Source organism: Paraburkholderia sp. SIMBA_054, assembly GCF_046534875.1.
In the GTDB taxonomy this organism is placed as follows: Bacteria; Pseudomonadota; Gammaproteobacteria; order Burkholderiales; family Burkholderiaceae; genus Paraburkholderia; species Paraburkholderia hospita.
The window spans coordinates 33,246-51,102 of record NZ_JAWRXV010000008.1 but is presented as its reverse complement, the minus strand read 5'-3'; the positions used below and the strand labels follow the sequence as shown (position 1 = coordinate 51,102).

The 17,857-nt window shown below is 62.8% G+C and carries 21 protein-coding genes; 9 read left to right on the top strand and 12 right to left on the bottom strand.

Annotation, left to right across the window (positions count from 1 at the left end; genetic code table 11):
- Window positions 1-38 precede the first annotated feature (38 nt).
- Entirely contained in the window at window positions 39-740 is a 702-nt protein-coding gene (locus SB822_RS11785; protein ID WP_410854729.1) for a GntR family transcriptional regulator, read from the top strand.
- Between the two features lie 40 nt (window positions 741-780).
- Window positions 781-2,028: a LysR family transcriptional regulator gene (locus SB822_RS11780; RefSeq protein ID WP_007583205.1), complete on the top strand. Its 1,248-nt coding sequence runs from the start codon at window positions 781-783 to the stop codon at window positions 2,026-2,028.
- Between the two features lie 34 nt (window positions 2,029-2,062).
- On the opposite strand, the gene SB822_RS11775 is transcribed toward SB822_RS11780, so the two are convergent.
- The 9 genes from SB822_RS11775 to SB822_RS11735 form a co-directional block, all read right to left on the bottom strand.
- On the bottom strand, window positions 2,063-2,221 hold the full coding sequence (locus tag SB822_RS11775) for a hypothetical protein (protein ID WP_007583207.1): 159 nt from the start codon (window positions 2,219-2,221) through the stop codon (window positions 2,063-2,065).
- Window positions 2,222-2,266: 45 nt separating this feature from the next.
- Complete coding sequence (locus SB822_RS11770) at window positions 2,267-2,443, bottom strand: hypothetical protein (protein ID WP_156132270.1); 177 nt, start codon at window positions 2,441-2,443, stop codon at window positions 2,267-2,269.
- Between the two features lie 67 nt (window positions 2,444-2,510).
- Window positions 2,511-3,254 (bottom strand): acetoacetyl-CoA reductase, encoded by a 744-nt coding sequence (phbB, locus tag SB822_RS11765; RefSeq protein ID WP_007583208.1) that lies wholly within the window; start codon window positions 3,252-3,254, stop codon window positions 2,511-2,513.
- Between the two features lie 188 nt (window positions 3,255-3,442).
- Window positions 3,443-3,970 (bottom strand): phasin family protein, encoded by a 528-nt coding sequence (locus SB822_RS11760; RefSeq protein ID WP_410854728.1) that lies wholly within the window; start codon window positions 3,968-3,970, stop codon window positions 3,443-3,445.
- A gap of 246 nt (window positions 3,971-4,216) precedes the next feature.
- Entirely contained in the window at window positions 4,217-5,092 is an 876-nt protein-coding gene (locus SB822_RS11755) for a hypothetical protein (protein ID WP_007583212.1), read from the bottom strand.
- A gap of 174 nt (window positions 5,093-5,266) precedes the next feature.
- Window positions 5,267-5,899, bottom strand: coding sequence for a response regulator transcription factor (locus SB822_RS11750; protein ID WP_007583214.1), 633 nt, complete (start codon window positions 5,897-5,899; stop codon window positions 5,267-5,269).
- Window positions 5,896-7,530 (bottom strand): response regulator, encoded by a 1,635-nt coding sequence (locus SB822_RS11745; RefSeq protein ID WP_410854727.1) that lies wholly within the window; start codon window positions 7,528-7,530, stop codon window positions 5,896-5,898. Before SB822_RS11745 ends, SB822_RS11750 begins: the two co-directional genes overlap by 4 nt.
- Complete coding sequence (locus tag SB822_RS11740; RefSeq protein WP_410854726.1) at window positions 7,527-9,692, bottom strand: ATP-binding protein; 2,166 nt, start codon at window positions 9,690-9,692, stop codon at window positions 7,527-7,529. Before SB822_RS11740 ends, SB822_RS11745 begins: the two co-directional genes overlap by 4 nt.
- A gap of 106 nt (window positions 9,693-9,798) precedes the next feature.
- Complete coding sequence (locus tag SB822_RS11735) at window positions 9,799-10,128, bottom strand: hypothetical protein (RefSeq protein ID WP_114223119.1); 330 nt, start codon at window positions 10,126-10,128, stop codon at window positions 9,799-9,801.
- Between the two features lie 311 nt (window positions 10,129-10,439).
- Here SB822_RS11735 and SB822_RS11730 point away from each other — a divergent pair, with 311 nt between their 5' ends.
- Window positions 10,440-10,649, top strand: a complete 210-nt coding sequence (locus SB822_RS11730) for a hypothetical protein (RefSeq protein ID WP_007583220.1) — start codon at window positions 10,440-10,442, stop codon at window positions 10,647-10,649.
- A 9-nt stretch (window positions 10,650-10,658) separates the two neighbouring features.
- On the top strand, window positions 10,659-10,949 hold the full coding sequence (locus tag SB822_RS11725; RefSeq protein ID WP_410854725.1) for a hypothetical protein: 291 nt from the start codon (window positions 10,659-10,661) through the stop codon (window positions 10,947-10,949).
- Window positions 10,950-11,004: 55 nt separating this feature from the next.
- Here SB822_RS11725 and SB822_RS11720 read toward each other — a convergent pair whose 3' ends face one another.
- Both SB822_RS11720 and SB822_RS11715 read right to left on the bottom strand, forming a co-directional pair.
- Window positions 11,005-11,490, bottom strand: coding sequence for a universal stress protein (locus SB822_RS11720; RefSeq protein WP_007583224.1), 486 nt, complete (start codon window positions 11,488-11,490; stop codon window positions 11,005-11,007).
- A gap of 62 nt (window positions 11,491-11,552) precedes the next feature.
- A complete protein-coding gene (locus SB822_RS11715; protein ID WP_007583227.1) occupies window positions 11,553-11,717 on the bottom strand; it encodes a hypothetical protein in 165 nt (54 codons plus the stop codon).
- Window positions 11,718-11,752: 35 nt separating this feature from the next.
- Between SB822_RS11715 and SB822_RS11710 the strand changes: the two genes are divergently transcribed.
- The 5 genes from SB822_RS11710 to SB822_RS11690 all read left to right on the top strand — a co-directional run bounded on the left by SB822_RS11710 (window position 11,753) and on the right by SB822_RS11690 (window position 16,917).
- The gene (locus SB822_RS11710; RefSeq protein ID WP_207633980.1) at window positions 11,753-11,914 is read left to right on the top strand and encodes a hypothetical protein; all 162 of its coding nucleotides are present in this window, start codon (window positions 11,753-11,755) and stop codon (window positions 11,912-11,914) included.
- A 27-nt stretch (window positions 11,915-11,941) separates the two neighbouring features.
- Entirely contained in the window at window positions 11,942-12,844 is a 903-nt protein-coding gene (locus tag SB822_RS11705) for a GNAT family N-acetyltransferase (RefSeq protein ID WP_410854724.1), read from the top strand.
- Between the two features lie 3 nt (window positions 12,845-12,847).
- Window positions 12,848-13,774, top strand: coding sequence for a 2-hydroxyacid dehydrogenase (locus SB822_RS11700; RefSeq protein WP_007583232.1), 927 nt, complete (start codon window positions 12,848-12,850; stop codon window positions 13,772-13,774).
- Between the two features lie 1,191 nt (window positions 13,775-14,965).
- Window positions 14,966-16,375 (top strand): aspartate aminotransferase family protein, encoded by a 1,410-nt coding sequence (locus SB822_RS11695; RefSeq protein WP_410854723.1) that lies wholly within the window; start codon window positions 14,966-14,968, stop codon window positions 16,373-16,375.
- A 44-nt stretch (window positions 16,376-16,419) separates the two neighbouring features.
- Window positions 16,420-16,917, top strand: coding sequence for an Lrp/AsnC family transcriptional regulator (locus SB822_RS11690; protein WP_007583236.1), 498 nt, complete (start codon window positions 16,420-16,422; stop codon window positions 16,915-16,917).
- Here SB822_RS11690 and SB822_RS11685 read toward each other — a convergent pair.
- Entirely contained in the window at window positions 16,911-17,828 is a 918-nt protein-coding gene (locus tag SB822_RS11685) for a LysR substrate-binding domain-containing protein (RefSeq protein WP_007583238.1), read from the bottom strand. The two genes, SB822_RS11690 and SB822_RS11685, sit on opposite strands and share 7 nt — an antisense overlap.
- Window positions 17,829-17,857 lie beyond the last annotated feature (29 nt).

The window sequence follows — 17,857 nt, the reverse complement described above, 5'->3', positions numbered from 1 at the left end:
GAGCGCCGTTATACTGACCAGCCGATGAGTAGAAACACATGAACGAGACAACCCAGCAAGCGATTGTTCAAACGCTGCGAGAAAAGATCCTCGCGGGCGAACTGGCGCCCGGCCAGCGTCTCGTCGAGGCGCAACTCGCGCAATGGCTCGGCGTATCCCGCACGCCGCTGCGCTATGCGTTGAGTGTATTGGCAAGCGAAGCGCTGCTCGAACGCTCGGGCGCACGTGGTTTCGTGGTGCGGCGCTTCAGCGTGCGCGACGTGCTGAATGCAATCGACGTGCGCGGCGTGCTCGAAGGTCTCGCTGCGCGGATGCTTGCGGAGAGTGGCGTATCGACGGCGCTGGCCGCGTCGCTGGATGCCTGTCTGCGCGAAGGCGATGAGATTTTCAATGCAGGCGCGTTGAAGCATGGCGACGACGTGCGCTATGCAGCGATGAACGGCCGCTTCCATGCGCTGATCGTCGACGCCGCGCAGAACGCCGCAGTCAGCGCCGCATTGAGCCTGAACGACAAGATTCCATTCGTCGCGCCATCAACCATTGCGTTCGACGAATCGGCGCGAGACCGCCAGTTCGCGATGCTCATGTATGCGCACCGGCAGCATCATGCGATCGTCAATGCGCTCGTCAACGGCGAAGGCGCGCGCGTCGACGCGCTCATGAAGGAACACACGCATATATCGAAGGAAAGCCTCAATCTGTCGTTGCCCACGCTGCATCTGATCGCGGGCGCGGCATGATGGCGATTGCGGCTTTTAGTACTTTTTTGTGGCCCATTCCGTGAGCAGCAACGATCTTCTCAACATCGCGCAATTGCGCGCCTTCAAACTCGTCGCGGATACGGGCAGTGCAACGCGCGCGGCTTCCGCGCTGTTTCGCGCGCAATCGGCCGTAACGCGCTCGGTGCAAGAACTCGAAGCAGCGCTTGGCGAACCGCTGTTCGACCGCAAGCCTTCGGGCATGCTGCCGACACCCGTCGGCCGCGCCGTGCTGCATCGCTGTGAGCGGCTTTTCACGGAACTCGAAGAACTCGCGCAATGGTGCGCCGCGCGTCAGGCGCGCCGCCGTCCTGCTGCGGAAGGTTCGTTGCCCGCTTATCTGCTCAATACGCGGCGGCTGCAACTGTTCGCTGCGCTCGCGCGTCATCGGCATATGCCGAGCGCGGCAAAGGCGTTCGGCATCAGTCAGCCGGCCGTGAGCACCGCAATCCGCGTGCTCGAAAGCGGCTCGGGACTGCAACTGTTCCATCGCAATCCGCGCGGTATCCTGTTGACCGATGAAGGCGAAACGTTCCTGCTGCACGTGCGCCGCGCGCTGAACGAGTTGCGCCACGTACCCGACGATATCGCCGCGTTGCACGGCTACATTCAGGGTGCGGTGACGGTGGGCGCGCTGCCGCTCGGACGCACGCTGATCCTGCCGAAAGCGATCGCAAGCATGAGCGCGAAGCATCCCGGCGTGCGCATCATCACCGACGAAAGCGCGTACGAAACGCTGGTCGCGGGACTACGTGCGGGCGACATCGATTTCATTCTCGGCGCGCTGCGCGAGAACGATGCATCGAGCGGGCTGTTGAACGAGCGTTTGATGTCGGATGAAATGGTCGTGCTGGCGCGTCGCGCGCATCCGCTAGCGAACGCGCGCGGCCTGACGCTCGCCGACCTGCAGAACGTGCAATGGATCGTGCCGCGCAGCCACGCGCCCGCACGCGGGCTGTTCGAAGCGCAATTCAAGCGGATCAAACTCAAGCCGCCAATGCCGTCCGTCGAAACGGCGGACCTCGCGGTGATTCGCGGCCTGCTGCTCGGCACGGACATGCTCGCGGCACTGTCCGCGCAGCAATTGCACTACGAGTGTCAATCGGGTGAACTGGTCGTGCTCGACGTGAAGCTGCACAACACACGGCGCGATATCGGCCTCACGATGCGCGGCGCGGGGACACCGTCCCCGGCCGCGCGCGCCTTGATCGACGCGATACGTCTTGCCGTCGTCGACGTCGCGCGCACAATCAGCATGGCAGAAGCGTAAGCCGCGCGATGCTCCGCGCGGCAGTTGCTGGAAGTCAGCGTCTCGCGCGCGAGAAGCGGCACCAGCTATGGTGATCGAGATTCTTCAGCAATTCCGCGCGCGATCGCTCGCGACGGTAGTGCTGCACCACCGACAGCAACGCAATCAACAGCACGGATCCTCCAAGAACAGTCACAATCCATGTTTCGTTCATTGCCATCCCCTGTGACAACTACGCCTGCAGCGTCGCACCATGTTTTCAGAGCGGGCATTGTCCGGCCTTCGGACAATTGCCTGCGTTGATGCACTGCTCGAAAACCAGTTCGCGGTATCGACCCGCATCGCGATCCGCAGGCGTACGCGGCCCAAAAGTCCGGTTCACGACGACGATCTGGTTCGTGCACCGGCATTGATAAAGCTGTTGTTTTGTCTCCACCACTTCTTCCTTGTCGGGCCCTTTCCGCTTTCTGGACTGCGTGGACCCTGTTTTTGTCGATACAGAATCAGTTCATATGCTGGCCGCCGTTCACGGCCAGGTTCGCGCCCGTAATGAAACCCGCATCGTCCGAGCAAAGGAACGCGACCAGCGCGGCCACTTCTTCGGGCTTGCCCAGGCGGCCGACGGGAATCTGCGGCAGGATCTTCGTATCGAGGATTTCCTGCGGGATCGCCGTGACCATCTTCGTGGCGAGATAACCAGGCGAAATCGTGTTGACGGTCACGCCCTTGCGCGCCACTTCGAGCGCGAGCGCCTTCGTGAAACCGTGCATGCCCGCCTTCGCCGCCGCATAGTTGGTCTGCCCAACCGATCCCTTCGAGCCATTCACCGACGAGATATTGATCACCCGTCCCCAACCGCGCTCCATCATCATTTCGCACACCGGCTTCGTCATGTTGAAGACGGAATCGAGATTCGTGCGCATGACGGCGTCCCAGTTCACCTTGTCGAGCTTGCGCAGCGTCATGTCGCGCGTGATGCCCGCATTGTTCACGAGGATGTCGACGGGACCGATCTCCGCCGTGATCTTCGCCACGCCTGCGTAACACGAGTCGTAGTCGGCGACGTCGACGGAATACGCGTAGAACACGCGGCCTGAGGCTTCCATCGCGGCAAGCCATTCGTCCGAGCACGTGTTGCCGGGCGAGCACGTCACGACCACGCGATAGCCGGCATCGTGCAAACGGACACTGATAGCCTCGCCCAGACCACCCATACCGCCCGTTACCACAGCAATTCGATTAGTCATCCTTTACACCTGTCAGTCGTTCATTGCGAAGCTTCCCGATCGTCAACCGGCTGGTTCGCAGATACAGCCGTTGACTGGTCTCCCCGACTGATCCTTTATGGCGCCGCTCACTGCGGCGCGCGCGTTTCGCGAGTCACTGCGACGTCGCGTGTCGGTAGATGGTTCGGCGTATGCCTGTACTTAGGTGATTAATCGACAACCGCTTTGTGGGGAGGCGTGTCGGCCTCAGTACGCGCGGCGCGCGCGATCGCCTCTTCGGCTTGCTGTTGCGCGAGCGCTTCGGGCGTCGGCGCAGTGGAAAGCGCCGTCGCGACAGCCGACGTCATGGCGGACGCTGCCGCTTGCGTGCGGCTCTGGAATGCATCGACGGCGCAGCGCAGATGGATGTCGTTCTTTTTCGCTTGTGTTTGTCCGACTTCCTGAAGCGCTACATTGAGCTGCGAAACGATACGGCCCAGTTCCTGGCCGTAGCCCGCGAATAGCGACATGCCGTTACTGACCGCACTCCATTGGATTGCGGTCCATGCGTCCAGCGTGCGAGCGTTGCTGACCATGCTCATGGTTTTCAGCGCCTCGCCGTTCAACTGGCTAATCGTCTGCAGATTCAGCGCGACGATGGATTGCACTTCGCGAACGAAGGGATTGGCCCAAGCGTGGAGAGCGGACATGCCGGGCTCCCACGCCGAAATGACACCTACGGAATTCCGTGTGTTCATGACGCGACTCCGTTAGTCTTACTAATGAGATCCATGCCACATGCACAGCGGGGCCGCGCTGTTTCATGCGAATAGCATGTGTGTTCGCAATAAACGTTTGTTTGTGCGAAGCACAATTTGAAGCGTCATTCTAAACACATCATTTGACAATCATTAAATGGTCTTTAGTAGGTAGTTACCCTAGTTTTTAACGTTAATTTCCCAAATGTTGATACAAATCATGGCTGATTACGTTTCAGCGGCGCGCTAAAGATGCAACCAGTACATGTCGGGAATCGCACGGTCTTCATCCGACAGGAACGGATTGTCCAGACGAATGATTTTCCGACTCGCCAGATTCGTGCGTTTCAATGCGTTCTGGATATACGGATGCGTGTTAAACAGCTTCAGATACGAGCCATCACGCCAGGCGGCCGTGAAGCCTCGCGCGATCGTCGCCGCGAGCCGCTCCTGATTCGGCGACACATAGAACAGAAAATCCGAGCGATACGCGAGCAGCAAACGGTTCTCGACGGCGAGACTCGGCTCGGTCTCCTTGCGCGACTCGACCTCCGGGTACGCTTCGATCACGCCGCGCGGAAAATAGTCGACGCGCCGGCCTTCGACCATCTTGAAGATCGTTTCGTAACTCGATGTCGTCTGCACGGAGAGACCCGCGTTGCGCATGATCTCGGTATCGATCCAGCCAAGCCCTTGAACACCCGTCATCGAACGCAGATCGTCGAGTGTTTCGATCCGGTCGAAATCGGGCTGCCTGTCCTGTCGGATCAGAAACACCCGATACCCGATCAGCCCGCGATGAATCGGAATATGTACGACGTTCAGGCCGCGCTCGGCCTGCGCGTCCATGCTGGTCCAGTGCAAATTGATGGTCGTGCCGTTTGCGAGTTCGGCGAGCGCACGGCCGCGCTCCATCACGAGTTCGATCTGCCGCGCCGAATAGGACGCATTGGCCGCTTTCATCGCGAGATCGAGCGTCGCGAGCGCAAACGCGGCATGCACATCCCTGCCCGGCCGGATCTGTGGATAGATGATTTCGAAGTGCTCGCCCGGTGCGGACCGTGCTGCGAGCGAGGCGCCCGCAGCACTTGCCGCGGCGAAAAGGAAACGCCTGCGATGCATAAGTACGAGTGACCGATACGGGAACGTGCGGGTCGCACGATATCGAGCCTGCTCAGATCGTGTCACGGAGCATAGCGGCATCGACATTCGGACAAACCCGCTGACATATTGCAAACGCAATACTTACTCGAAGCCTTCAATCGCTCCGAACATGCGAAACCGGCTTTTTAGCGGCTATTCGACGATCAGTCCGTGGCGGATCGCGTAACGGATCACCTCGGCGTTGTTCGCGAGGCCCAGTTTCTGCATCAGCCGCATCTTGTGTGTACTAATCGTCTTTGCGCTGAGCGCGCAGGTGTCGGCGATTTCGTTGATGCTCTTGCCCGCCGCCAGCATCTGCAGCACCTGAAATTCGCGGTCGGACAGGACTTCATGGGGCGGCATGTCGCCGCGATGCGTTTCGAAGACCATCGCATCGACGAGCTTCGGATCGATGAAGCGCCCGCCGTCTGCGAGCTTGCGGATCGCTGCGAGCAGAACATCGGGATCGCTGTCTTTCGTCAGATAACCGGTCGCGCCGGCGCGCAGGGCGCGCGACGCGACCTGCGCCTCGTCGTGGATGCTCAGCACCAGCACCGGTAACGCAGGCTGCTCGGCCCGCACGCGGCGAATCAGATCGACACCGCTGATGCCCGGCATCGTCATGTCGAGCAACAGCAGATCGACCGCGCAACTGCGCAGTTTGTCGACGACTTCGGCGCCGTGCGCCGCTTCCGCCGCGACGATCATGTCGCTCGTCGTCGCGATGATCTGCCTGAGTCCGCCGCGGACGATCGCGTGATCGTCTGCAATGAGTATCCTGATCATAGTTTGGGCCCGCCATCGAGCGGAATGTGAATCGAAACCGTCGTGCCGGCGCCCTGCGCGCTGTCGATCGACAGCGTTGCGCCGATCAGCCGCGCGCGCTCGTTCATGCCGAGCAGGCCATACGAATAGTCGCGGTGCGCCGCCTGCAGGTCGAAGCCGCAGCCGTTGTCGCGCACATGCAGTTCGAGTTTGTCCGCGGTCGAAATCAGCGACACGTGGACACGCGTCGCGTTCGCATGACGCGCCACGTTGGTCAGCGACGCCTGCACGATGCGGAACACGGCCGTTGCGTGTGCGTCCGACAGCGCGGGCTCACCACCTTCGATGCGCAGTTCGCAGGGAATCGCGTTGCGCCGGTTGAATTCGTCGACGAGCCATTCGAGCGCCGACACGATCCCGAAGTTGAGCGCGGCGGGCCGCAAGTGGCTCGCAACATTGCGCACCATCCAGATCGTGCCTTCGACCAGTTCGCGCATATCGTCGGCCTTTTTCAGCGATTCCGGGTCGTGCGCGAGACGCATCTTCAACAGCGAGACGTCCATCTTCAGCGCGGTCAACAACTGGCCGAGTTCGTCGTGAATCTCCATCGCGATGCGCTTTCTCTCCTCTTCGCGGATCGCCTCCATGTAGGCGGAAAGCTCGCGTTGCTGTTCGCGCGACTCGAGCAGTTCCTGTTCCATCTGCTTGCGCCCGGTAATGTCGTTCAGGCCAACATAGATGGCGGGCGAGTCGTCGTAGGTGGCGACGCGCGCGGTCACCATCGCCCAGAACTGCGTGCCGTCCGGACGGCGGAACCGGACCTCGGTATCGCGCAGACTCCCTTCCGTTCGCAGATGGCCGATCAGTCTCTCGCGTTCGACCGGGTCCGCGTAGAAGTCCGCGATGTTAGCGATGTTCAGGGCCATGCTCTCGCCCATGCCGAACAGCGCGCGCAGCGGCGCGTTCGTGTACAGGATGCGTCCATCCGGCATCGACGTGATGCACAAGGGCACTGGGCTCGTTTCGACGATCGCGCGAAAGCGCGCCTCGCTCGCCTGCAAGCGCGCGTCCGCGCGGCGGCGTTCGTCGATCTGCGCCTGCAGGTTCGCATTCGCGCGCGCCAGTTCTTCCGTGCGCAACGCGACGCGCCGTTCGAGATCGTCGCGTACCTGCTCGAGCGCCGCTTTCGTTTCCTTGCGCACGGCGACTTCGGCCAGCAGTTGCCGGTTCTGCGCGACGAGTTGCTTGTGCATCGCGCGCAGTTCGAGATGCACGCCGACGCGCGCGAGCATCTCGTCGACGCGCAGCGGCTTGGTCACATAATCGACACCGCCCGAAGAAAACCCTTCCACGCGATCTTCGTTGCCCGTCAGCGAGGTCATGAAGATCACAGCGATATCGCGCGTGCGTTCATCGCGCTTGAGCCGGCGACAGGTTTCAAAGCCGTCGATGCCGGGCATCTTCACGTCGAGCAGAATCAGATCGGGCTGCGCGAACGCCGCGCGTTCGAGCGCCTCGATGCCGTCGAGCGCAACCAGCACGCGGATGCCGCGCGCCTCGAGACTGTCGACGACCACGCCGACATTGGCGGGCGTATCGTCGACGATCAGGATCGTGCCCGACGGCACGGCGGACGCAGCGAGCTGGCTCATGATGCCGTGTTCCCTTCGAGATACCGCTCCACCAGTTGCAGGATCGCCTTCGACTGCCAGGCGCGCGCCAGTTGATGCAGCCGCGCGGCAAACGCCGCGTGCGACGGATCGCTCGCCGCAATCCGCTCCGCCCATTGCACGATGCCGCTCATGTTGCCGTCGCGCGCGAGCTGATGCAGCTCGCTCATCGCTTCGGCGGGAATGTTGGCGGGAAGGGTGGCCGGCATTGGCGGTCCGGCTTGCTGCTGGACCGCCTCGCGAATCCAGTCGATGCCGAGCAGCGCCGCGATCCGCGCGAGCAGCGCATCGAAATCGACCGGCTTGTTGACGAACGCGTTCGCGCCCGCTTCGAGGCTCCTCGCGCCGTCCACGCCGAACGGCGACGCCGAGATCGCGATGATCGGCGTGTGCGCAAACGCGGGCATCGCGCGGAAGCGGCGCGTCACAGTCAGACCGTCGATGCCGGGCATCACGATGTCCGTGAGTATCAGATCGGGATATTCCGTTTGCGCGAGCGCGATGCCGTCGGCGCCACTGGCGGACTCCACGGTGTCGAAGCCGATCCGCGTCAACAGCTCGACGATGACCGCGCGGTTGATCTGCACGTCGTCGATCACAAGCACCTTGCGGCGCGGACCTTCGTAGCCCGTGATGATCGTGGCGGCACCCATGACACCGCCGGCGCGCGCTGCGCCCGGCTCGATGAGCGCGGCCGGCAACTCGAACCAGAAGACGCTGCCGCCATCAGGTGCGCTTTCGACCTTCACTTCACCGCCCATCGCGCGCACGAATTGCCGGCTGATCGCAAGGCCAAGCCCCGTGCCGCCCGCGCGGCGTTCCGCGCCGCCTGCCTGTTCGAACGGCATGAAGATCTTCTCGTGATACTCGGCGGCAATGCCAATGCCCGTGTCGTGCACCTCGAAGCGGACCGCGTCGCTTTCGCCGCACCCGATGAACAGATGCACGCTGCCCGCGTCGGTGAACTTCACCGCGTTCGACAACAGATTGAGCAGCACCTGGCGCAAGCGGTGTTCGTCTGCTCGCACGCCGCCCGGCGCATCGTCGGCAACCGTGCATTCGAACGCGAGCTTGCGCTGCTCAGCCTTCACGCCGATGATCTCGCGAATCGTATCGACGAGGCCTGCCAGCGGCACGTCGCAAATCTCGATGCGCAGCTTGCCCGCTTCGACCTTCGCGAAATCGAGCGTTTCGTCGATCAGCGACAGCAGGTGCTCGCCGCTCTGCTGGATCACGGCGACGCCGTCGCGCTGACGCAGGCTGAGCGTACTGTCGCGCCGGAGAATCTGCGCATAGCCGAGAATGCCGTTGAGCGGCGTGCGCAATTCATGGCTCAGGTTCGCGAGGAACTCGCCTTTCGCGCGATTGGCCGCTTCCGCCATGTGCCGCGCTTCGCGCTCGACGGCCGCTTCGCGTTCGTCGAGATACGCGCGATGCAGCCGCATCCCCATTGCGTTGAACGCCGACACCACGCGGTCGAGTTCGTCCGGCTCGCGCGGCGGTTTGCGTTGCAGAACGAACGGGTGCTGCGGCTCGTGAAAGTCGTAGTCGCTGACGCTGCGCGCAATCGCCGCGAGGTGCCGCGTGAGAAGCCGCCACAGAATGTAAAACGTGAACAGCGCGACGAGAAACGTATTCGCGCCCTGGCTCACGAGTATCACGAGCGCCGTGCGCGTCAGGTCGTGATAGAGGTTGGCGAGCGTCGCCTCGACATACAGCGTCCCAATTTGTTCGACCTTGTCCTGCACGTGATACATGATCGGGAACTCGCGGGCGACCGTCATGCCGGACATGCGCTGGCCCACGCGCACGACCATCGCGGAGCTGACGGAAGGCAGCTCGCGCACTTCCGCCGCGCGGATATCGGCGAGCCGCAGCATGCCTTCGAGTTCGAGCTGGAGTTGCGGCTCGTCAAGGCGCCAGAGCGCTTCGCCAAGACTGTCGCGATAGCTGCGGTCGATATCGACGAGGCGGTTCTGGATCTGCTCGACGCCGCGCTGATAATCGCGATACAGCTGCACGGCCGTGAGGATCAGCGTGATCGCGCAGCTGAACGCGAGCACCGTCCCGAGCAGCCGCAGCACTACGCTGCGCCGCACATAACGGAGCCCGCTCCACCCTGCGTCGAACCTGTCGAGAGCCATATCCCCCCGCGAGTGCTGCCGTTCTGGTTGTCTTATTCTGCACTCGATGCCAAAGCCCGGTCCATCGGCCCGATCCAGCGGCCAGGCACCTGAAACGTCGGTCCTTCTACCCCGCCGGTTCCGGCAGTTCGCCAAACGCCTTCAGTCTGACCGTGCGCACCGGCCGCCCGACGAGTTCGTCGATCAGATCGGCCATTTCGCAGAGCGCCTGAAAACCGTCTGCGTCGAGCTGGTCCGCGTGATAGCGTCGCAAATCGCACATCGTTTCGCCGAGGCGTCTCAGCGCAGCGGGCGTGCTTTCGATCAAGGGCCAGCAGTGCATCAGATACGCAAGCGCCGTCACGCTGCGCGATTCGCACCATGTGTCGAATAGCTGCAGACAGAGCGAGTTGACCTGCTCCACGACATTCTCACGCTCGGACAGATAGGCAATCATGACGCGTTGGCCCGATGTTGCATTTCGATGGCTCATGATCCGCGACCACTATTTGTGTCACAGTCAGCACGCGCTGTAAAACCCGCGTGCGACATCCTGATTCGCGTGTCAGGAAATCCTTAACGCCGCGCGCGCCCGCAAGCCGGTGCCGATACGTAAAAACCCTTGTACGTCAGCGGCTCGCGTCGCACTTCCCAGGGAAATCCTGACGCTTCAAATCAGCATTTCCTGAATACACAATCCGCCGCTGCCGATTGGTCCTGCATCGCGTTAGCCCTAGCATTGGGTCATCGGGCATGGGGGAGACGCACATGTATGACGACGCTTCGAACGCACTGCCGCTGTATGTGATCGATTTGCGCGCGTGGATCAGCGACTGGTACGACCATGCGTTCAAGGTGGGACTCGTTCACCCGCCCTTTACGCTCGACGAATCGACAGCCGACCGGCTCGAAGGTTATTTCAAGGCGGGACTGACACCGGCCGAGGGCGCGATTGCGTTCTTCGGCGTCGTGCATTGAGGGCTGGGCATGAGATTCGACGAATTCGACGCGCGCCTGTCGCAGCTGCTACGGGCGCTGCCCGACGGGACCATTGCCGAACTGACGGACGGCATGATCGCGTGGTGGAGCGGCGCGCGGACCGTCTACGCGTGGATCGGCGACGGCGGACGCGACCAGCCGGGCGCGGGCGCGCGCGAACTCGACCTGGCCGACGACTGGGGCCAGTTTCACGACTGGCTCGCGGCATGGATCGACGAGCCGCGCTTCAGCACGCGGCCCGAGAAGCTCGGCCGCGATACTGCGCAGACGGACGCGTGACGCGCGTTCTTCACGCGCTTTACCCGCCGCGCCTGCCGCGCCTGCGTTTTCGACCTCACACGAACGGCGCTTCATCCGCCGCATGCTGCGCGGTCTTTGCGACGCGCGACTTCATAGACGCCGGATCGCGCACGATCGTCACCGCGCACGGCGCGTAAGCGAGCACCTGACGCGCGACGGAGCCGATCAGCCAGCGGTCGAACGGCGTATGCCCGCGATGCCCGACGACGAGATGATCGATGCCGTGCTGCTCCGCGTAGAGCACGATCTCTTTCGCCGGCTGGCCGATCACGAGATCGAACTCGGCGTGATCGTTCGATGACGTGAGCTTCGCCTTGATGTCGTCGAGCACTTCGTTCGCGTGACGCAACTCGTAGTCGACCATTTCCTTTCTTTCGAGCTCGATCGCGCCCCAGTCCGGCGCGCGCGCGACGACGAGCACATGCAGGCGCGCATCGAAGCGCTTCGCCAGATCGACTGCGAACGCGACGGCATGCCGCGCGGACGGCGAGCCGTCATAACCTGCCAGGATGTTCTCCATGATTCGCTCCCTTCCGGTTTGAACCGGTGCGAGCCTTGATTGAGCGGCGCCTTCGCTGTTGGTCAGTTGTCGTCGCTTCGGCTCGGAAGATGCTCGTGCGGGACGGGCTCGGCCGCGTCGGCGTCGGGAACGTCGTCTTTCGCGGGCTTGGCCGGCTGGTTGCCGGATGCGTTTTGCGCGGGGTCGAGAGGTTTGACGGTCGGCTCAGCGGACGGATCGGAGGGCATGGTGTGCTCCTGCGCTGATGAATGCTGTACTTTCCATGATAGACCGCATTGCGGCGGCTGTTTGCGCGAACCACTGCCCCGGCAAGATGCGCTTTGCGGCGCTGCGCAAAACGGCGCACACGGGCGTGGACATGAACGGCGTGTGCCTGTCGCAGCAGGATCGTCCTAGCCTTCGCGCCGACGAAATGCCACAGTGACGGGCGTATCCAGCCAGAGGAGCTTTCGTGTCCACGCCCGAACCGCTTTCCGCCCTTTCCAAACTTTCCACCCTTTCCACTGCTACCTTCCGGCCTTTCACGCCCGACGACATCGCCGCCGCGCACGCGCTGTCGCTCGAGGTCAAGTGGCCGCATCGCGCCGACGACTGGCGCCTGGTCGCCGATGCCGGTGGCGGCTTTGTCGCGCTGAGCGGGGATCGCATTGTCGGCACGGCGCTGTGCTGGAAGTACGGCGAGAACGGCGCGTCGCTCGGGATGGTGATCGTCTCGCCGGACCAGCAAGGTCGAGGCATCGGACGCGAGTTGATGGAGCGTCTGCTCGAAATGCTCGGCGGACGGACCACGGTGTTGCATGCAACGCCAGCCGGCCAGCCGCTGTACGAAAAGCTCGGCTTCCACGCAATCGGCACGATCAACCAGCACCAGGCCACCGACTTTCGCGTCCCGCAGATCGTGCTGAAACCGGGCGAGCAACTGCGCCCGCTGCAAGCTGCCGATACGCCCCGTCTGATCGACCTTGCTACGCGCGCGAGCGGCCTTGATCGCAGCGCGCTGCTGCCGGCGCTACTCGATGTTGCGCGCGGCGTTGCGCTGGAGCGGGATGGTGAAATGCTGGGCTTCGCGTTGCTGCGGCCGTTTGGCCGTGGACACGCGATCGGGCCTGTTGTCGTAGAGAACTCCGCCGACGAATCGACGCGCCGTGCGCAAGTGCTGATCGCGCAATGTCTCGCGGCGAACGCGGGCGCATTCACCCGCATCGACACGCCCGGCGACAGCGGCCTTACGCCCTGGCTCGAAGAACTGGGCCTCAAATGCGTCGACACTGTCATCAAGATGTCCCGCAACGGCACGCCCTCAAGCGATCCATCCGTCGTGCAGTTCGCTATCGTCAATCAGGCACTTGGTTAAATCATGACGCTTCTCTACAAGGCCGATCCCGAACGCGGCAAGTTATGGGCGCAGCACTTTGCGCAAAAGGCGCCTGAGATTCCTTTTCGCCTGTGGCCGGACGTCGGCGATCCGGCGGCCGTGCGTTATCTCGCCGCGTGGCAGCCACCTGACGACCCGGCGCGCACGTTGCCGAATCTCGAAGTGATCTTTTCGGTGGGGGCGGGCATCGATCAGTTCGATCTGTCGCGCGTGCCGCCGCATATTGCCGTGGTGCGGATGATCGAGCCGGGGATCGTGGAAGGCATGGTGGAGTATGTGACGCAGGCCGTGCTGACCATTCATCGCGATCTGTTCGACTATGCTTTGCAGCAGCGACAGCGGGTCTGGCGTGAGATGCCCGTGCGGGCGGCTTCGACGCGGCGCGTTGGCGTGCTGGGGCTTGGGATGTTGGGCACGGCCGTGCTGGAGCGTTTACGGGTGTTTGGGTTTCCGTGTGCAGGGTGGAGTCGTTCGGAGCATCGGCTAGAGGGTGTTGAGTGTTTTGCGGGTGTCGAGGCGCTCGATGCGTTTCTTGCTCGGACGGATGTTCTTGTCTGCCTGCTGCCGCTTACCGATGCGACGCGTGGGCTGCTCGATAAGCGTCTGTTCGGCAAGCTGCCCAAAGGGGCGTCGTTCGTTAATGTCGGGCGCGGCCCGCAGGTTAATCAGCAGGATCTGCTCGATGCGCTCGATAGCGGGCAGTTGCAGAATGCCATTCTTGATGTGACGGATCCTGAGCCATTGCCGGAGTCGCATCCGTTTTGGACGCATCCGCGGGTCAGGATTACGCCGCATATTGCTAGTGCTACTCGGCCTGAGAGCGCCGTCGACGTGGTCCTGGAGAATATTCGGCGGCGGCGCGATGGGTTGCCGATGGTCGGGGAGGTTGATCGGAGTCGAGGGTATTAGCGGTTTTTGTCTGCGACGCTGGGGTGGGGTTTTTGCCTTTGCGGCGCAGGCGGTGCCGTTTGGGCTTTTTGTTTTTTCGCTGGTATTCGCGAGGTGGTGTTTGCTGCGCGTGCCTCGCCAACGTGTTTTGGCCTTCGCGCTGGCATCCGTGTCGGCGCCTACGCGGCGCGGCCCGGTTCGCTTTTTTTGCCTTTGCGCTGGCATCCGCGCTATGCCTTCGTGCTTCATGCGTCGCCCCTGTGCGGGGCGGCACCTACTTTTCTTTGCCGCCGCAAAGAAAAGTAGGCAAAAGAAAGCGGCTCACACCGCCAGTTCTTGTGTTTGCCTGAGGGCCCCCAACCGGTCTTACGCTTCACACGGCAATCACGTGACCCATGTTCGTTGCCAACGCTTCGAATGTGCGCCTCACCCGCTTCAGGCACCCACGTTGCAGCATGCCGTGCCAGATATTCCACGGCCGCCCAGGTGGCAAACTGTGTGTAGGCCGTAGAGCGACACACGCCTCACTTCGGACCGATAGCGCACGCGTTCCACCATGTAAGAGCCCCAAGCTATACGACGCGACAACCTACACACAGTTTGCCACCTGGGCGGCACATACCATTCGCTGCCGCTTGCCCGAGTACGGGTATCCGAAGCTGGTGAGGCGTTCATTTCGAAGCGTTGGCAACGAGCACTAACCAGGGCACTGCCGTGTGAAGCATGGGGACGTTGGGGGCCCGTGGATAAGAACACGTGCTGGCGGTGTGAGCCGCTTTCTTTTGCCTACTTTTCTTTGCGGCGGCAAAGAAAAGTAGGTGCCGCCCCGCACAGGGGCGACGCTTGAAGCACGAAGGCATAACGCGGATGCCAGCGCAAAGGCAAACACACCAACCGGCAACGTCCGCGCCGCGAACGCCCAAACCGGATGCCATCGCAAAGTCCAAAGCACCGACCGGCAACGCATACATAGCCAAGTCACAACACGCATACCAGCGCGACCAAACCACTTGCACCGCAAAATCAAAACCCCCACCCCAGCGTCGCAGACAGAAAAAACCCCGATACAGCACAAAATGCTGCCCCCACCCCCAAAAAAACCACATCCACGTTATTCAAAGATTTATTTGGCGAATCACGCGCCAACCCCCTCTCTGTAGTATGAAACGGTCCGCCTCCCACCCGCGAAAGCGAAGAAACGAGACCCACCCCATGCCAAACCCGTCCCTCATCGAATCCGACCGCAAACACCTGATCCACCCTGTAGTCAGCTATCGCGCACACGAAGCGCGCGGCGTCACCGTGCTGGAATCCGCGCAAGGCGTCTACCTCCGCGACATCGATGGCAATGAACTGCTCGACGCCTTCTCAGGCCTCTGGTGCGTGAACACCGGCTACGGCCATCAAAGCATCGTCGACGCAGCGACAAAACAGATGGCCCGTCTGCCCTACGCGACAGGCTACTTCCACTTCGGCTCTGAGCCCGCCATCGAACTCGCCGCCAAGCTCGTCGAACTCGCGCCCGCGTCGCTGCAGCACGTGTACTTCACGCTCGGCGGGTCCGATGCCGTCGACTCCGCGCTGCGCTTCATCACGCACTACTTCAACGCGACAGGCCGTCCGTCGAAAAAGCACATCATCGCGCTGCAACGCGGCTATCACGGCTCGTCGTCGGTCGGCGCAGGCCTCACCGCGCTGCCCGCGTTCCATCGCAACTTCGATGTGCCCCTGCCCACGCAACACCACATCCCGTCGCCCTACGCGTACCGCAATGATTTCGCCGACGACGCCGCCCTGATCGCCGCCTCCGTCGCCGCGCTCGAAGCGAAAGTCGAAGCCCTCGGCGCGGACAACGTCGCCGCCTTCTTCTGCGAACCGATCCAGGGCTCGGGCGGCGTGATCGTGCCGCCCGTCGGCTGGCTGAAGGCGATGCGCGAAGCCTGCCGCAAGCTCGGCATCCTGTTCGTCGCCGATGAAGTCATTACGGGCTTCGGCCGCACCGGCCCGCTGTTCGCGTGCGAAGCGGAAGGCGTCGAGCCGGACCTGATGACGGTCGCCAAGGGCCTCACGGCCGGCTATGCGCCGATGGGCGCGGTGCTGATGTCCGATGCCATCTATCAGGGCATCGCCGACGGCGGCGACGTCGCGGCGGCGATCGGCCACGGGCACACGTACTCGGCGCACCCCGTGAGCGCCGCGATCGGCCTCGAAGTGATGCGCCTCTATCACGAAGGCGGCCTGCTCGCGAACGGCATCGCGCGTGCGCCGCGCTTCGCGCAAGGGCTCGATGCGCTGCTCGCGCATCCCCTCGTCGGCGATTCGCGACATCGCGGTTTGTTGGGCGCGCTCGAACTCGTCGCCGACAAGGACACGAAACAGGGTTTCGACGCGGCGCTGAAACTGCCGGACCGCATCGCCACGGCCGCGTATGCGAACGGCCTCGTGTTCCGCGCATTCGGCGACAACATCCTCGGTTTCGCGCCCGCGCTGTGCTACACGGAAAGCGAGTTCGACCTGCTGTTCGAGCGCCTCGAAAAGACGCTCGACGACGTGCTCGCGCAAGCCGACGTGCGCGCCGCACTGAAGGGTTCGATCGAATTTAAACGCCGCGCGGCTGCGTGATAACATCGACCGACCCTTCGACATGCGGGACCGACCGACTCACGATGAGCACCGACTGCAAGCTGGACCGAATCGATCTGCGCATCCTCTCGCAGTTGCAAAAGCGAGGGCGAATCACGAACGTCGAGCTGGCCGACGCAGTCGGGCTGTCGCCGAGTCCTTGTCTGATCCGCGTGAAGCGTCTGGAGAAGGCGGGTTACATCATCGGGTACGGTGCACAGATCCAGCTGGAAAAGCTCGGCGACGTGCAGATCGTGTTCACCGAGGTCACGCTCGCCGACCATCGCCGGGAAGACTTCATCAAGTTCGTCAACGCAATCAGGGATGTCGACGAGATCGTCGAATGCCATCTGGCGAGCGGCGGCTACGACTATCTGCTCAAGTTCATCACGCGCAGCGTCAGTCACTATCAGAGCATCATCGAAGGGCTGCTGGAGCGCAATATCGGCATCGAAAAGTACTTCAGCTACGTGATCATCAAGACGCCGTTCGTCAAGACACACTATCCGCTCGAAACACTCTTCTCACAGAACCATCACTGAGGTGCGTCCGGCGGGGCGAGACGGCCGAACTCGTCCGACAGAAAATCGACGCACACGCGCACCTTCGCCGACGACGCCAGCCGCGCCGGATACACCGCCCACACGTTAGCGGGCTGCGTGACGCCGGGCAGCACCTGCACGAGCACGCCGGAATCCAGCAGCGCGCGCACATCCCACATCGAACGCAAGACGATGCCGCGCGCCGCGAGCGCCCATTGCACGGCGACTTCGCCGTGATTGGTCGACAGCGGCCCCGTCACCTTGACGGAAACGGTCTCGCCGCGCTCCGTCAAACGCCAGATGCCGAACGGATGGTCGCGCTCCTTGATCGCGAGGCAATGATGCGTGCCGAGGTCCGCAAGCTGACGCGGCGTGCCGTGACGCTTCAGGTATTCCGGCGACGCGCACAGCACGCGATGGTTCTCCGCAAGGCGCTTCGCGATCAGATGCGGCGCGATGTCGTCGCCGATACGAATGTCGAGATCGAAGCCTTCGCCCGCCACATCGACGATGCGGTCGAACAGGTCGAGCCGCACGCTCAGTTGCGGATAGCGCTCGGTGAGCCGCGCCAGCGCCGGCGCCACGACATGGCGCCCGAAGCCGAAGCTGCTGGAGATGCGCAACGTGCCGCGCGGCACGCGGCGCGTGGTCGACACGTCTTCGACCAGCCGGTCGACGTCGTCGAGAATCTTTTCGGCCCACGCGTACACGCGCTCGCCCGCTTCCGTGATCGCGACGCGGCGCGTCGAGCGATGAAAGAGGCGCGTGCCCAGATCCGCTTCGAGCATGTTCACGCGCTTGCTGACATACGCCGCCGACACCGACAGCGCATCCGCCGCCGCGCTGAAGCTGGCTTTGCGGGCGACGGTGCAGAACACGCGCAGGTCGTCGAGGTTCGGCGATTTATTCACAGTTCGTGCATAGTGGCTTAACCGAAAGC